The sequence below is a fragment of the Micromonospora sp. NPDC049004 genome (assembly GCF_040649315.1).
Lineage (GTDB): Bacteria > Actinomycetota > Actinomycetes > Mycobacteriales > Micromonosporaceae > Micromonospora.
Map to the genome: position 1 here is coordinate 13,564 of NZ_JBEZFG010000004.1, position 14,536 is coordinate 28,099.

Annotated in this window: 16 protein-coding genes; 13 read left to right on the top strand and 3 right to left on the bottom strand. The window is 71.3% G+C overall.

Translation table 11 applies throughout. From position 1 onward, the window contains the following. The first annotated feature begins 57 nt into the window (after positions 1-57). From AB0B97_RS13405 to AB0B97_RS13430, 6 genes are all read left to right on the top strand, one after another. Entirely contained in the window at positions 58-1,038 is a 981-nt protein-coding gene (locus tag AB0B97_RS13405; RefSeq protein WP_234585567.1) for a ribose-phosphate diphosphokinase, read from the top strand. 313 nt (positions 1,039-1,351) lie between these two features. Then, positions 1,352-2,041 (top strand): 50S ribosomal protein L25/general stress protein Ctc, encoded by a 690-nt coding sequence (locus AB0B97_RS13410; protein WP_234585581.1) that lies wholly within the window; start codon positions 1,352-1,354, stop codon positions 2,039-2,041. A gap of 90 nt (positions 2,042-2,131) precedes the next feature. Next, the gene (gene pth, locus AB0B97_RS13415; RefSeq protein WP_357493490.1) at positions 2,132-2,722 is read left to right on the top strand and encodes an aminoacyl-tRNA hydrolase; all 591 of its coding nucleotides are present in this window, start codon (positions 2,132-2,134) and stop codon (positions 2,720-2,722) included. A 135-nt stretch (positions 2,723-2,857) separates the two neighbouring features. Further along, the gene (locus AB0B97_RS13420; protein WP_357493492.1) at positions 2,858-3,688 is read left to right on the top strand and encodes an inositol monophosphatase family protein; all 831 of its coding nucleotides are present in this window, start codon (positions 2,858-2,860) and stop codon (positions 3,686-3,688) included. Between the two features lie 65 nt (positions 3,689-3,753). Then, positions 3,754-4,665 (top strand): sulfate adenylyltransferase subunit CysD, encoded by a 912-nt coding sequence (gene cysD, locus AB0B97_RS13425; protein WP_357493494.1) that lies wholly within the window; start codon positions 3,754-3,756, stop codon positions 4,663-4,665. Continuing rightward, on the top strand, positions 4,665-5,981 hold the full coding sequence (locus tag AB0B97_RS13430; RefSeq protein WP_357493496.1) for a GTP-binding protein: 1,317 nt from the start codon (positions 4,665-4,667) through the stop codon (positions 5,979-5,981). The genes cysD and AB0B97_RS13430 overlap by 1 nt, the downstream gene beginning before the upstream one ends. Positions 5,982-6,235: 254 nt before the next feature. Here the strand turns inward: AB0B97_RS13430 and galK are convergent, their stop codons facing one another. Both galK and galE read right to left on the bottom strand, forming a co-directional pair. Further along, the gene (gene galK, locus AB0B97_RS13435) at positions 6,236-7,405 is read right to left on the bottom strand and encodes a galactokinase (RefSeq protein WP_357493498.1); all 1,170 of its coding nucleotides are present in this window, start codon (positions 7,403-7,405) and stop codon (positions 6,236-6,238) included. Then, positions 7,402-8,385: a UDP-glucose 4-epimerase GalE gene (galE, locus tag AB0B97_RS13440; protein ID WP_357493500.1), complete on the bottom strand. Its 984-nt coding sequence runs from the start codon at positions 8,383-8,385 to the stop codon at positions 7,402-7,404. Before galE ends, galK begins: the two co-directional genes overlap by 4 nt. Positions 8,386-8,576: 191 nt before the next feature. On the opposite strand from galE, the gene AB0B97_RS13445 reads away from it, so the two are divergent. From AB0B97_RS13445 to AB0B97_RS13475, 7 genes are all read left to right on the top strand, one after another. Then, positions 8,577-9,617, top strand: a complete 1,041-nt coding sequence (locus AB0B97_RS13445; RefSeq protein ID WP_357493502.1) for a hemolysin family protein — start codon at positions 8,577-8,579, stop codon at positions 9,615-9,617. A gap of 33 nt (positions 9,618-9,650) precedes the next feature. Further along, entirely contained in the window at positions 9,651-10,676 is a 1,026-nt protein-coding gene (gene trpS, locus AB0B97_RS13450; protein WP_234585634.1) for a tryptophan--tRNA ligase, read from the top strand. Between the two features lie 25 nt (positions 10,677-10,701). Then, the gene (locus AB0B97_RS13455; RefSeq protein ID WP_234585639.1) at positions 10,702-11,271 is read left to right on the top strand and encodes a 2'-5' RNA ligase family protein; all 570 of its coding nucleotides are present in this window, start codon (positions 10,702-10,704) and stop codon (positions 11,269-11,271) included. 79 nt (positions 11,272-11,350) lie between these two features. Continuing rightward, positions 11,351-12,274, top strand: a complete 924-nt coding sequence (locus AB0B97_RS13460) for a YhjD/YihY/BrkB family envelope integrity protein (RefSeq protein WP_357493505.1) — start codon at positions 11,351-11,353, stop codon at positions 12,272-12,274. Next, a complete protein-coding gene (locus AB0B97_RS13465; RefSeq protein WP_357493507.1) occupies positions 12,274-12,660 on the top strand; it encodes a GntR family transcriptional regulator in 387 nt (128 codons plus the stop codon). Before AB0B97_RS13460 ends, AB0B97_RS13465 begins: the two co-directional genes overlap by 1 nt. Before the next feature lie 217 nt (positions 12,661-12,877). Further along, positions 12,878-13,435, top strand: coding sequence for a hypothetical protein (locus AB0B97_RS13470; RefSeq protein WP_357493509.1), 558 nt, complete (start codon positions 12,878-12,880; stop codon positions 13,433-13,435). A 109-nt stretch (positions 13,436-13,544) separates the two neighbouring features. After that, entirely contained in the window at positions 13,545-13,982 is a 438-nt protein-coding gene (locus tag AB0B97_RS13475) for a hypothetical protein (RefSeq protein WP_357493511.1), read from the top strand. A 9-nt stretch (positions 13,983-13,991) separates the two neighbouring features. On the opposite strand, the gene AB0B97_RS13480 is transcribed toward AB0B97_RS13475, so the two are convergent. Further along, the gene (locus AB0B97_RS13480) at positions 13,992-14,363 is read right to left on the bottom strand and encodes a VOC family protein (protein WP_357493513.1); all 372 of its coding nucleotides are present in this window, start codon (positions 14,361-14,363) and stop codon (positions 13,992-13,994) included. Between the last annotated feature and the right edge of the window lie 173 nt (positions 14,364-14,536).

Genomic DNA, 14,536 nt, shown 5'->3' on the forward strand with positions numbered 1-14,536 from the left:
TCCCCGACCCACCACCACCGGGCCGGGTACCGCCGACAAACGGGAGCAGACGGGCCCATGGGCAGCATCGTCGCCGAAAACCGCAAGAGCCTGATGCTCTTCTCCGGACGGGGTTTCCCGGAGCTGGCCAAGGAGATCGGCGAGGTGCTCGGTGTGGCACCGACGCCGGCCGACGCGTACGAGTTCGCCAACGGCGAGATCTTCGTACGATTCAAGGATTCGGTACGTGGTTCGGACGCCTTCGTGGTGCAGTCCGTGACACACGGGGTGAACACCTGGGTCATGGAGACCCTGATCATGGTGGACGCGTTGAAGCGGGGGTCGGCGAAGCGGATCACCGTCGTGCTGCCGTTCTACCCGTACGCGCGGCAGGACAAGAAGCACCGGGGTCGGGAGCCGATCTCGGCCCGGCTGGTGGCGGATCTGCTGAAGACCGCCGGTGCGAACCGGATCCTCACTGTCGACCTGCACACCGCGCAGATCCAGGGCTTCTTCGACGGGCCGGTGGACCACCTCTTCGCGATGGACATCCTCGCCGAGTACGTGGAGCACAAGTACGCGGGCCGGCCGATGACAGTGGTCGCCCCGGACTCGGGTCGGGTGCGGGTGGCCGAGCGCTGGACCGACCGCCTCGGCGGGTGCCCGCTGGCGTTCATCCACAAGACCCGCGACCCGATGAAGCCGAACCAGGTGGTCGCGAACCGGGTGGTCGGTGAGGTGGAGGGTCGGGTCTGCCTGATCGTCGACGACATGATCGACACCGGTGGCACGATCTCCAAGGCCGCCGACATCCTCAAGGAGTCCGGTGCGGCGGAGATCGTGGTGGCCTCCACCCACGCGCTCCTGTCGGATCCGGCCACCGAGCGGTTGAAGAACAGCCCGATCAGCGAGGTGGTGGTCACCAACACGCTGCCGTTGCCGCCGGAGAAGCAGCTGGACAAGCTGACCGTGCTGTCGATCGCGCCGCTGCTGGCGAGGGCGATCCGGGAGGTGTTCGACGACGGCTCGGTGACCACCCTCTTCGGTGGCCTGAGCTGAAGGTGGCCGAGTCGGCCGGCAGGACCTGACAAACTGGTCGAAACGGGCTGGCACGCTGGCGGGAAACACCGTCGGCGTGCCGGCCTGGAGCCGTGATCGGGGACTGCCGGAAACCCGGGAAACACCTCGGGTAGACTGGTGCGGTTGCCACGGCGAGGGTGCCCGGCGGGCCGCTGAAAAGCGCCGCACGGAGGCACCGTCATCGACGCGGTGCTCCGGGCAGTCGTTCATGACGCATGAGCCCCAGCGAGCCCCTCGCCCCAGCACCGCAAGACGACAAGCCGCCGCAGCGAAAAGCATCAGGAGTTTCCCCGTGTCCGAGGTAAAGATCAGCGCCGAGCCCCGTACCGAGTTCGGCAAGGGTGGTGCCCGCCGTACCCGCCGGGCCGGCAAGGTGCCCGCCGTGCTGTACGGCCACGGCGAGAAGCCCAAGCACATCGCGCTGCCGTCGCGGGAGTTCGCCGCCGCGATCCGCAAGGGTGGTGCCAACCAGCTCTTCGCGATCGACATCACCGATGGCACCCAGGTGCTGGCGCTGCCGAAGGCGATCCAGCGTGACCCGATCCGGGACACCTTCGAGCACGTGGACCTCATCCTGGTCCGCCGGGGCGAGAAGGTCACCGTCGAGGTGCCGGTCCAGCTGACCGGCGAGGCCGCGCGGGACACCCTGATCGTGCACGACCACGACACCCTCTCGGTGACCGCCGACGCCACCAAGGTGCCGGACCACCTCGAGGCGTCGATCGAGGGCCTGGAGGCCGGCTCCTCGGTGACCGCCGGCGACGTCCAGCTGCCCAACGGTGTCGAGCTGGCCGTCGACCCGACGCTGCCGGTCGCCGCGGTGACCGCCGCGCCGACCGCCGAGCAGCTCGAGGCGACGCTGCCCGAGGTCGAGGAGGCCACCGAGGAGGCCGAGGCCGAGACCGGCGAGGTCACCGAGGGCTCCGAGGGCGCGGACACCGCCGAGGGCGCCGAGAACACCGAGGCTCGTACCGAGGCCTGATCGGTTCGTACCGTGCGGCAGGCGTCCCCGATTTTCGGGGGCGCCTGCCGGCGTATCGGGAGTCGGTGAAGACGGCGGGAGGGGCGGGTCGTGACGGACGAGGCGGGGCCGTGGCTGGTTGTCGGCCTGGGCAATCCGGGCCGGGAGTACGCCGGGAACCGGCACAACGTCGGGTTCATGGTGGCGGATCTGCTGGCGGGGCGGTTGGGCGCGCGGTTCGGTAGGCACAAGCGGGCGGTGGCCGAGGTCGCGGAAGGGCGGCTGGGGTTCGGCGGTCCGAAGCTGGTGCTGGTGAAGCCACTGACGTACATGAACCTGTCCGGTGGGCCGGTCGCGGCGCTGTCGCAGTTCTACAAGGTGCCCCCGGCACAGGTGATCGCGGTGCACGACGAGCTGGACATCGGCTTCGGCCAGGTGCGGATCAAGTGTGGCGGCGGCGAGGGCGGGCACAACGGCCTGCGGTCGATGTCCAAGTCGTTGGGCACCAAGGACTACGTCCGGGTGCGGTTCGGCGTGGGTCGGCCGCCGGGGCGGCAGGATCCGGCGGACTACGTGCTGTCGGATTTCGGCGCGGCGGAGCGCAAGGAGCTCGATTTCCTGGTGGACAGGGCCGCTGACGTGGTGGAGTCGGTGATCGTCAAGGGCGTGGAGCCGACCCAGAACCTGTATCACGGCGGTTGAGCCGGGCGGGGCGTACCGGATCGGAAACGGTTGGCCGGTAGTCTGCGCCTTTCGGCGTGCCGTGACCGGCGACGCGGGTCGCGGCCGATCGGTGCGTGCGGGCACGGGCCGCGGCGAGGCGACGGGAGCGGGCAGATGGGCAGTCCTCCGATGATCGACGGGGCGTTCGCCCGGTGGTTGGCCTCGCGGGCCGGTCAGGCGCTGCTCGACCTGCGGACGGAGTTGGGCTTCGCGGACACGGGCGCGCTGAAGTCGGCCGGGGACAAGGTGTCGCACGACCTGATCCGCACGGAGTTGGCGCGGTGGCGGCCGGGCGACGCGGTGCTCTCCGAGGAGGACGAGGGCTCGCGGTTGGCGTGGGCGGCCGAGGTGAACACCGGCGCGGTGTCCCGGCTGACCGCGGACCGCGTGTGGATCATCGATCCGTTGGACGGCACCCGGGAGTTCGCCGAGGAGGGCCGCTCGGACTGGGCGGTGCACGTCGCGCTCTGGGCGCGGAGCGCGCCGAGCCCGCACGGGCTGGTCGCCGGGGCCGTCGGGTTGCCGGCGCAGCACCGGGTGCTGGGCACCGACTACCCGCCCGCGTACCCGCCGATGACTGTCGAGGCGGCGACGGCCGGTGAGCGCAAGATCCGCCTGGCGGCGAGCCGGAGCCGACCGCCGGTGTTCCTCACCGACCTGGCCGAGGACGTCGGCGCGCACCTGGTGCCGATGGGTTCGGCCGGTGCGAAGATCGCCGCGGTGGTGACCGGCGAGGTGGACGCGTACATCCATGCGGGTGGGCAGTACGAGTGGGACTCGGCCGCCCCGGTTGCTGTGGCGACGGCCACCGGACTACACGCTTCCCGGATCGACGGTTCTGCGCTTCGATACAACGAGGCGGATCCGCGCCTGCCGGACCTGCTGGTCTGTCGCAAGGATCTCGCCAACCGGTTGCTTGCAGCGCTGCAGAGGCATTCCGGGTAGCCTGAGCGCACTTCTTGACATGTCCGACCGGAAAGGTCTGGAAATCGGATGAGCGAGCGAGTGTCATGACGTCCCCCGCGGCCTACCGGGTCTCCCACCTGGACGCCCTCGAGGCGGAGAGCATCTTCGTGATGCGCGAGGTTGTCGCCGAGATGGAACGCCCGGTGCTGCTCTTCTCCGGCGGCAAGGACTCGATCGTCATGCTGCGGTTGGCGCAGAAGGCGTTCGCTCCGGCCAACATTCCCTTCCCCGTCATGCACGTCGACACCGGGCACAACTTCCCCGAGGTGCTCGAATACCGCGACCAGCGGGTCGCCGAGCTGGGGTTGCAACTCGTGGTGGCGAGCGTGCCGGAGGCCCTGGCCAGCGGGCTGGTCCGCGAGTCGGGCGACGGGATGCGCAACCGGATCCAGACGCCGGTGCTGCTGGACGCGGTTGAGAAGCACCGCTTCGACGCGCTGTTCGGCGGCGCCCGCCGCGACGAGGAGAAGGCGCGGGCCAAGGAGCGGGTGTTCAGCTTCCGCGACGAGTTCGGCCAGTGGGATCCCAAGAACCAGCGCCCGGAGCTGTGGTCGCTCTACAACGGCCGGCACCACCCGGGCGAGTCGATCCGGGTCTTCCCGCTGTCCAACTGGACCGAGCTGGACGTGTGGCACTACATCGCCTCCGAGCGCATCCCGCTGCCGTCGATCTACTACGCGCACGAGCGCGAGGTGATCGAGCGGGACGGCATGTTCTACGCGGTCAACGAGTTCTTCCGTCCCCGCGCGGGTGAGGAACGGTTCAAGGCGCAGGTGCGCTACCGCACCGTCGGCGACGCCTCCTGCACCGCTGCGGTCCGCTCGGACGCGGACACGGTGGAGAAGGTCATCGAGGAGGTGGCGGCCACGCGGATCACCGAGCGGGGCGCGACCCGTGGTGACGACCGGGTCAGCGAGGCCGCCATGGAGGACCGCAAGCGGGAGGGGTACTTCTGATGACCACCGAGATCGTGGCCCCGGCCGCCGCCGGCACCGAGGCCACCGGTGAGGTGCGGCCGATGGACCTGCTGCGGTTCGCCACCGCCGGCAGCGTGGACGACGGCAAGTCGACACTGATCGGCCGGCTGCTCTACGACACCAAGTCGCTCTTCACCGACCAGCTGGAGGCGGTGGAGGCGGTCAGCGCGGCCCGTGGCGACGAGTACACGAACCTGGCGCTGCTCACCGACGGCCTGCGCGCCGAGCGCGAGCAGGGCATCACCATCGACGTGGCGTACCGGTACTTCGCCACGCCCCGCCGCAAGTTCATCATCGCGGACACGCCCGGGCACATCCAGTACACCCGCAACATGGTCACCGGGGCCTCGACGGCCGACCTGGCGCTGATCCTGGTGGACGCGCGCAAGGGCCTCGTCGAGCAGTCCCGCCGGCACGCGTTCCTCTGCTCGCTGCTGCGGGTGCCGCACCTGGTCCTCTGCGTCAACAAGATGGACCTGGTCGACTGGTCGCAGGAGGTCTACGAGCGGATCGCCGACGAGTTCACCGCGTTCGCCGCGAAGCTCGACGTACCCGACCTGACAGTGGTGCCGATCTCGGCGCTGCGCGGCGACAACATCGTCGCCCGGTCGGAGAACATGCCGTGGTACGAGGGTCCGTCGCTGCTGCACCACCTGGAGCGCGTGCACATCGCCAGCGACCGCAACCTGGTCGACGTCCGGTTCCCCGTGCAGTACGTGATCCGCCCCCAGTCCACGACCGTCACCGACTACCGGGGCTACGCGGGTCAGGTCGCCTCCGGTGTGCTGAAGCCGGGGGACGAGGTAATGGTGCTGCCGTCCGGCTTCACCAGCCGGATCGCCGCCGTGGAGACCGCCGACGGGCCGGTCGCGGAGGCGTTCCCGCCGATGTCGGTGACGGTACGGCTGGCCGACGAGATCGACATCTCCCGGGGCGACATGATCTGCCGGCCGAACAACGCGCCGGCGGTGGCCCAGGACATCGAGGCGATGGTCTGCTGGATGGACGAGACCACCCCGCTGCGGGTCGGCGGCCGGTACGCGATCAAGCACACCACCCGGTCGGCCCGGGCGATCGTGCGGGGGCTGCACTACCGGTTGGACATCAACTCGCTGCACCGCGACGAGTCGGCCGACGAGCTGCGACTCAACGAGATCGGCCGGGTGCGGCTGCGCACGACGGTGCCGCTGCTGGCCGACGAGTACCGCCGTAACCGCACCACCGGCGGCTTCGTCATCATCGACGAGGCCACCAACCGCACGGTCGGCGCCGCCATGATCGTCGAAGCCAGCTAACCCCCCCCCCAGCGCCCCGCGCCCCGCGCCAACAAGATCGCACCCGATCCACGAAGTAGTGGCCTCGCCCGTCGGGCGAGGCCACTACTTCCATGAACAAGCACGATCTCCCCGGCCTCCAGAGGCCCCGCCGCCCGCCGCCTCGACCGGTGATCAAGAGGTTTGCGTCAGTCCGAGCCCGGATTCTGACGCAAACCTCTTGATCAACGCAGAGGTGCGGGGGTGCGGGTGCGGGCGGGGGTGGGGTGGGTGGGTCAGGGCAGGCGGGTTGCGCCGGGGGCGGGGAGGACCGGGATCGTGGTGGGGGCGGTGAAGGCGCGTTCGGCGTACGCGGCCGTGACGGCTGCCGCCACCGCCTCGACGCGGTCGGTGTCCACCAGGGCGAGGACGCAGCCGCCGAACCCGCCGCCGGTCATCCGGGCACCGAGCGCGCCGGCCGACAGGGCCGCCTCGACCGCCGTGTCGATCTCCGGCACGGTGATCTCGAAGTCGTCGCGCATGGAGACGTGCGAGGCGGTGAGCAGCGGGCCGATGTCCCGGACCCGGCCGGCGCGCAGCAGCGCCACCGTGTCCAGCACACGCTGGTCCTCGGTGACCACGTGCCGGACGCGCCGTCGGGTCTCCTCGTCGTCGAGGTTGGCCAACGCGCCGTCGAGCTGATCGACTGCCACGTCACGCAGCGCGGCGACGCCGAGCGCCTTGGCGGCCGCCTCGCAGGACCGGCGGCGGGCGGCGTACTCCCCGTCGGCGTGCCGGTGCGGTGCGCGGCTGTCGATGACCAGCACGGCCAGCCCGGCGGCGTCCAGGTCGAACGGGATGTGCTCGACGGACTCGTCGCGGCAGTCGAGGAAGAGCGCGTGCCCTTCGCGGCAGCGGATCACCGCGGACTGGTCCATGATGCCGGTCGGCGCACCCACGTAGACGTTCTCCGCCCGCTGCGCCAGCCGCGGCTGCCGCTCGGGGGACAGGTCCAGCCCGCCGAGGTCGAGCAGGGCGGCGAGCACCGACGACTCCAGCGCGGCCGACGAGGAGAGCCCGGAACCCAGCGGTACGTCGGAGGCGATCGCCAGCCGGGCGCCGGGCACCGCGTGGCCGGCGTCGCGCAGCGCCCAGACGACCCCGGCCACGTACGCGCCCCAGCCGGTCACCCGACCGGGCTCGGCCACGTCGTCCGCGCCGAAGGTGATCGTCTCGTCGGAGAGCTCGGACCAGACCGTCCAGCGCTCGTCGTCCTGCCGGTCGGCGGCGACCACGGTACGCAGTGGCAGCGCGAAGGGCAGCACGAACCCGTCGTTGTAGTCGGTGTGCTCGCCGATCAGGTTGACCCGGCCGGGCGCGGCCCAGAGGCCGGTGGCCTGACCGCCGTACTGGTCGGTGAAGCCGGCGGCGGCCCGCTCGACGACGTCACCGGTGGGGCTGCTCATGACTGCTCCAGGACGTGCGTGCGGTAGAAGGCCCAGGCGTCGCCGACCATGTCGTGCAGGGTGGGCTTCTGCGGCACCCAGCCCAGCTCGTCCCGGGCCAGCGCGGAGGAGGCGACCAGCTCGGCGGGGTCGCCCTCGCGGCGCGGCGCCACCTCGACCGGCAGTTGGTGCCCGGTGACCTCGCGGACCACGTCGACCACCTGCCGGTTGGTGAAGCCGTTGCCGTTGCCGAGGTTGTAGATGCGGTGCTGGCCCGGCGTGGCGGCGTCCAGCGCCAACAGGTGGGCGCGGGCCAGGTCGGCGACGTGGATGTAGTCGCGGACGCAGGTGCCGTCCACAGTGGGGTAGTCGTCACCGAAGAGCTGGAGCTTCTCCCGCCGACCGGCGGCGACCTCCAGGGCGATCGGGATGAGGTGCGTCTCCGGGTCGTGCCGCTCGCCGAGCGCGATGTCACCGGTGAGGTGCGCGCCGGCGACGTTGAAGTAGCGCAGTGAGACGGCGGCCAGCCCGTGCGCGATGGCCTCGGAGGTGAGCGCCAGGTCGACGGCGAGCTTGGTGGCGCCGTACGTGTTGGTGGGCGCCTTGACCGCGGTCTCGGTGATCGGCAGTTCGGTGGGGTTGCCGTAGACGGCGGCGGTGGAGGAGAAGACCATCCGGGGCACCCCGGCGGCGCGGACGGCGTTGATCAGGGCGAGCGAGCCGACGGTGTTGGTCTGCCAGTACAGCTCCGGCTTCACCATCGACTCGCCGGCGGCGATGAGGGCGGCGAAGTGCAGCACGCCGTCGAAGCCGGCGTCGGGGGTGAGGATCTGGGCGGCGTCGTGAATGGACGCCTCGACGTGGGTCGCGTCGGGAGCGAGCGCCTCGCGGTGACCGGTGCGCAGGTCGTCCAGGACGACGACCTGGTGGCCCGCGTCGAGCAGCATCCGGGTCACCACGCTGCCGATGAACCCGGCGCCCCCGGTGACGAGCAGTTTCACGTCGTTGCCTCCTGCCTGGCCCGCCGGGACGTGGCCTTTGGTGATCACCCTACGGCGGCGGATGGGACCGGAGTCGAGCACGCCGCCAACCCATTCCATCATAATCTCTCACGTTTAAACAGAGCCGCACATCGCCGGTGACTCGGCGCGATCCCCGGTGCGGCGGGCACCCGGTGTCTACCATCTCTGTCATGCGGGAAGCGGCCCGTTCCGGGCTCCGGCGACGCGTGCGGCGCAAGCCCCGCCGCGACCCCGGCCCGCTCGCCCGAGCCCTCGCCCGGATCCTGGTCCGCACGGCCGACGGCGCCACCCGCCTCGTCACCGACCTGCTCGGGGCCGGCCCGGCGGCCGGGCGGGAACGCATCTCCGAGGCCGAGCTACGGGACCTGCTCGCGGTGAACACGGTGCTCGACCCGGACGAGCGGCGGATCATCGACGAGGTGCTGGTGGCCGGCGCGCGTCTCGTCCGCGAGGTGATGATGCCCCGCACCGAGGTGGTCTTCCTGCCGGCCCGGCTGACCATCGCCGAGGCCGCCCGGTTGGTGCGGGCCGAGACGCACACCCGTTACCCGGTGACCGACGGCACCCAGGACGACGTGGTCGGGTTCGTGCACCTGCGGGACGTCCTGCTGCGTCCGGACGCCGACCCGTGCGTCACGGTCGGTGAGCTGACCCGTGAGGTCAAGCAGGTGCCGGGCAGCAAGCCGGTCCTGGCCGCGCTGACCGAGATGCGCCGGGAGGGTCACCACCTGGCGGTCGTGATCGACGAGTACGGCGGGACCGCCGGCATCGTCACCCTGGAGGACCTGATCGAGGAACTCGTCGGCGAGATCCACGACGAGTACGACACGAACCCCGACCCGCCGTACGCCGGCCTGCCGGCGGTGGTCGACGGCCGGCTCAACCTCGCCGACTTCGCCGAGCGGACCGGCGTGACGCTGCCCGCCGGACCGTACGAGACGGTCGGCGGGTACGTGATGGCGGTGCTGGGCCGGCTGCCGCTGCCCGGGGACGAGGTGCCCGTGCCCGCCGAGCCGCCCGACGACGGCGGTCCCGATCCGGTGGACCCGGCGGACGGGTGGCTGCTGCGGGTGCTGGCCCTGGACGGCCGCCGGGTCGCCCGGCTCGCGGTGTCGGCGCTCCGCGTGCCGGAGCAGCGGCGCGCGGGCTTGCCACTCGAGGTCAGCGCCCCGACACCGGCCGGCCGTGGCCGACGCGCCGGCCCGTCATGACGGCCCCGCCCGCTTGCTGACAGAATTATCGCCATGCCCGACGTTTCCGAGCGACCCCGCGTCTTCTCCGGCATCCAGCCGACGGCCGACTCGTTCCACCTCGGCAACTACCTGGGAGCCGTGCGGCACTGGGTGGCCCTGCAGGACACCCACGACGCGTTCTACTGCGTGGTGGACCTGCACGCCATCACCGCCGGTCACGATCCGGCGCTGCTGCGCCAGCGGACCAGGGTGGCGGCGGCCCAGCTCTTCGCGGTCGGTCTCGACCCGGAGCGCAGCACCCTGTTCGTGCAGTCGCAGGTGCCCGAGCATCCGCAGCTGGCCTGGGTGCTCGGCTGCATCACCGGCTTCGGCGAGGCCAGCCGGATGACCCAGTTCAAGGACAAGTCGCAGAAGCAGGGCAACGAGCGGGCCAGCGTCGGGCTCTTCACCTACCCCGTTCTGCAGGCCGCCGACATCCTGCTCTACCAGGCCAACGCGGTGCCGGTCGGCGAGGACCAGCGTCAGCACCTGGAGCTCTCCCGCGACCTGGCCCAGCGGTTCAACTCGCTGTTCGGCGCGACGTTCACGGTGCCCGCGCCGCACATCGTCAAGGACACCGCCAAGATCACCGACCTGCAGGACCCGACGGCGAAGATGTCCAAGTCGTCGTCCTCGCCGGCCGGCATCATCGACCTGCTGGACGATCCGGCCCGGTCGGCGAAGAAGATCCGCTCCGCAGTGACCGACACCGGTCGGGAGATCGTCTTCGACGCCGAGACCAAGCCGGGCGTGTCCAACCTGCTGACCATCTACTCGGCGCTCAGCGGGCGGGGCATCGACGAGCTGGTGGCAGCGTTCGCCGGCCGCGGCTACGGAGACCTGAAGAAGGAGCTGGCCGAGGTCGTGGCGGAGTTCGTCCGCCCCATCCAGGAGCGCACGCGCACCTACCTCGACGACCCGGCGCAGCTGGACAAGCTGCTCGCCGCCGGCGCGGAGAAGGCCCGGTCGGTGGCCGGCACGACCCTGCGGTCCGCGTACGAGCGGATCGGTTTCTTCCCGCCGGTGCGCGGCGAATAGCGCTGCGGGACAGGTGGGCGGGTCGGTGGCCGACGTGGCGGCGCGGAGCGTGGATCGCAGTGGCGGGGTGCCGCCGTCCGGCGACACCGTCCAGATCGGCATAGCTGTGGACATCCCGGAGCCGTGGGGGGCCCAGCTCACCCGGCGACGGGTCGAGGCGGGCGATCCCCTCGCGGTGCCGGCACACGTGACGCTGCTCGGTCCGACCGAGATCCCGACCGCCGTCCTGCCGGGCGTCGAGCGGCATCTCGCCGCCGTGGCCGCCGCGCATCTGCCGTTCACGCTGCACCTGCGGGGCACCGGCACGTTCCGGCCGGTGACGCAGGTGGTGTTCGTCGCGGTGGCCGCCGGGATCAGCGAATGCGAACTGCTGGCCGCCGCGATCGCGACCGCGCCGGGCCTGCACCGCCAGACCCGCTTCCCGTACCATCCGCACGTCACCGTGGCGCAGGACGTCGCACCGGAGGCGTTGGACAAGGTGTACGAGGATCTGGCCGACTTCTCCGCGATGTTCGAGGTCGACGGGTTCACCCTCTTCTCGCACAGCGGGCAGGCCCGGTGGCAGCCCCGCCGGGACTTCCGCCTCGGCGACTGACGGTCGGCGACCCGCCGGCCGTCGAGCACTCTTGCGCCGGTTGCCACGGCGGCGGTGGGAGATCGGCGAGGATGATCGCGTGAACGTGATCGGCCGTATCGAGGCGGGCATCGACCGCTGGGTGGGTGCCGCGCGCGGCCGGTCGAACCTGTTCGACCACGTGTGGCGGGCCGGGGCGCTCTACGCCGAGGTGCTGGCCGGGCGGCTCGCCGCGGCGATCGCCTACTACGGGTTCTTCGCCGTCTTCGCGCTGGCTCTGGTCGCGTACTCCATCTTCGGCGCGATCCTGGAGGACAACGACGAGGTCTCCGCGGCGGCGGCCGGGTTCCTGAAGGAGAACCTGCCGTTCCTGGACGCGCAGCAGATCGCCAACTCCAGCGGCACGGTCGGCGTGGTCGGCCTGGTCATCCTGGTCTTCACCGGGATCGGCTGGGTGGAGGCGATCCGCTCCTCGCAGCGCCTCATGTACGCCCTCAACCAGCAGCCCGGCAACCTCGTGGTCCGGCGGCTCGTCGACCTGGGGGTGATGATCGGCGTCTTCGTGCTGCTCGGCCTCTCGGTGGCGGCGGTGGACGCGCTGGAGTCGCTGCTGCGCTTCCTGCTGCGCAGCACCGGGTCGGTCGGCCTGACCACGGTCAGCGCGGTGCTCAGTGTGCTGGTCAACGCGGTGCTCGCCACCGCGCTGCTGCTCGCGGTGCCCCGGCTGCGGATGAGCCGGTCCCGGCTGCGCCCGGTGGTGCTGCTGGTGGCGATCGGCATCACCCTGCTCAACACGGTCGGGCGGTACTACGTGGTGCGTACCGAGCGGAACCCGGCGTACACGGTGGTGGCCGGCGCGGTCGGTCTGCTGCTCTATCTCTACCTGCTCAACCAGCTGGTGCTGTTCGGGGCGGCGCTGCTCGCGACCAGCACGAGCGGGCGGGTGGTGGATCTGGCGGAGGGTGCCCCGCCGGTGGATCCCGACGAGGACACCGATCCCGGTGCGCCGGGGGGTGCGAGCTGATGGCGGAGGTGCCTGACGTGCTGATCACTGTCGACTCCGACTCGCCGGTGCCCCCGTACGAGCAGGTGCGGGTGCAGCTCGCCGAGTTGATCGGTGACGGCCGGTTGCCGGTGGGCAGCCGCCTGCCCACCGTCCGGCAGCTCGCCGCCGACCTGCGGCTGGCCGCGAACACGGTGGCGCGGGCGTACCGGGAGCTGGAGGGGGCGGGGCTGCTGGAGACCCGGGGGCGCAACGGCACGTTCGTCGCACCCGGCCGCGACGCCGCCGTCGACCGGCTGCACCGCGCCGCCGTCGAGTACGCCGCCGAGGCACGGCGGTTGGGCGTACCCCCGGAGCGTGCCCTCGCTCTCGTGCGTGCCGCCCTCGACGCCACCCGGCACGACTGAGCCGCGCAGGCCGAGGAACGTTTCCCGATGAATGTGTGACATTGACCGGTGTTGCGGCCGTGCGTACCCTGCGAGGCGGCCAGCGGTGGGTGGCGCCACCGCCGATCAGCCGTGACACGGGGAGCACGATGTGAGTGGGACCGAGCGGGAAGCCGGATCACCTCCGGCGGGTCGTGGGGCGACGTCGAGACGATGGCTCCTGCTGGCGGTGCCTGCCATGGCGCTGGTGCTGGCCGGGCTCGCGGCTGTGTCGGTGGTGCGCGACAGGGACAACCCCCCGCAGCGGTCCGCCACCCAGCAGGGAACGCGAGGGGAGCCGGGGGAGTACCCGTCCAGCTCGCCCACTCGCTCCGGACCGTTGCCGGTGTTCCCCGGCATGACACCGAGCACCGTCATGGACGCCTGGGCAGGGCGGTGGCCCGTCCCGGTGACGGTGGACGGCTCGCTGCACATCATCAAGGTGACCCTGCCCGGTAAGCAGGGCCAGTTGTCGGCCGCGGTCGGTCAGCCCTCGAAGGACCGCAAGAACGAGGTGGCCCAGGTCCTCTGCATGGTCAAACTGCGCGATGGCGTGCAGCGGCAGTTGTTGCAGACGCTTGTCGACGGGTGCATCGGCCCGGCCCTCGGGGCGAAGGAACGCAGGGCGGTGCTCAACTGGCTGATCGGCGTCGACTTTTCCGCTCCGACGTACGAGTTCCGGCGGACCTCCGGGTACGAGCTACTCGCCAACCACAACTCCGACGAGAACTTCGCGCTCAACCTGTTCGCGCGTTGACCCGGGCGACACGCCGGTCGACGGCTGACCGGTCCCCCATTGGCCGCCGGACGGGCGGTAACTGAACAGAACCGCACCGACGCTCGCGTTCGCGGACCATGATGAGCGCGTGGGCGCACTCATGACACTGGACCTGCCGGCCGACTCGCCGATGCTCGGCCTGCCGTGGATCATCACCTTCGGGCCGCTGGGCGACCTCGACGAGTGGGAGCCGGTGGTCTGCGGGCCGTACGAACGGCCGCACGCGTTGGCGTTGGCCGAGGCGGTGGTGGCCGAGGAGCAGTTGATGGCGGTTGTCGAGCCGCTGCTGCCGGCGCTGTCGGCCGACGAGATCCGCAGCGAGATCGCCGCCGCCCAGGTGGCCGCCGAGGACGAGGTCCGGCAGGTCGAGGGAGCGGACCTGTACGGAGACTTCGAGGACGTGATCGACGAGGAGTTGGACGCGGCGGCCGACGAGGCGGGCCACGGTGAGCCTGCCGAGCCGCCGGACGAGGCCGAGGTGCGTGCGGGCTTCACCCGGATCGCGGCGCTGCTCACCGCGAAGTGACGCGACCGTTCAGCGGCTCGGCGGCCCGTCCAGCACGCAGAACTCGTTGCCCTCGGGGTCGGCGAGCACGGTGAACCGCTCGTTGCCGGTCTGGCCGACGTCGACGTGCCGCGCGCCGAGGCCCACCAGCCGACGTACCTCCGCCTGCGGGTCGGTGTCCGCGACCAGATCGAGGTGGAGACGGTTCTTGCCCTGCTTGGCGGTGCCGGAGCCCTGCAACCAGATGGTGGGCGCGGCGGCGGACGGCTGCTCCGGCGGCCAGAGCTTGGCGCTGCCGTCGTCGCCCTGCTCGACCTCGTAGCCGAGGGCCGCCGACCAGAACGCGACCATCACGTCCAGGTTCTCGACATCGATCGTGTACTGCGCCATCCGTACCGCCATGGGGGTCACCTCCGTCGCGACGGCGGTACCCACGGGGGCGACGAGGCACACCACCTGTCGCACACGGACACCGGCGCCGCGCGGAGCGGACTCCGCGTGACGCCGGTGCACCTCACCCCCCACCACAAGGGGCCGGTAGCCCAGTCGCCCGTTGGCGCGGGGCACGACGGACG

Bases quoted from the DNA above. Each gene is read 5' to 3' on its own strand.
- AB0B97_RS13405 (WP_234585567.1), top strand. From the start codon at position 58: ATGGGCAGCATCGTCGCCGAAAACCGCAAGAGCCTGATGCTCTTCTCC.
- AB0B97_RS13420 (WP_357493492.1), top strand. From the start codon at position 2,858: ATGGGCAGTCCTCCGATGATCGACGGGGCGTTCGCCCGGTGGTTGGCC.
- cysD (WP_357493494.1), top strand. From the start codon at position 3,754: ATGACGTCCCCCGCGGCCTACCGGGTCTCCCACCTGGACGCCCTCGAG.
- AB0B97_RS13430 (WP_357493496.1), top strand. From the start codon at position 4,665: ATGACCACCGAGATCGTGGCCCCGGCCGCCGCCGGCACCGAGGCCACC.
- galK (WP_357493498.1), bottom strand. From the start codon at position 7,405: ATGAGCAGCCCCACCGGTGACGTCGTCGAGCGGGCCGCCGCCGGCTTC.
- AB0B97_RS13445 (WP_357493502.1), top strand. From the start codon at position 8,577: ATGCGGGAAGCGGCCCGTTCCGGGCTCCGGCGACGCGTGCGGCGCAAG.
- trpS (WP_234585634.1), top strand. From the start codon at position 9,651: ATGCCCGACGTTTCCGAGCGACCCCGCGTCTTCTCCGGCATCCAGCCG.
- AB0B97_RS13465 (WP_357493507.1), top strand. From the start codon at position 12,274: ATGGCGGAGGTGCCTGACGTGCTGATCACTGTCGACTCCGACTCGCCG.
- AB0B97_RS13470 (WP_357493509.1), top strand. From the start codon at position 12,878: ATGGCGCTGGTGCTGGCCGGGCTCGCGGCTGTGTCGGTGGTGCGCGAC.
- AB0B97_RS13480 (WP_357493513.1), bottom strand. From the start codon at position 14,363: ATGGCGGTACGGATGGCGCAGTACACGATCGATGTCGAGAACCTGGAC.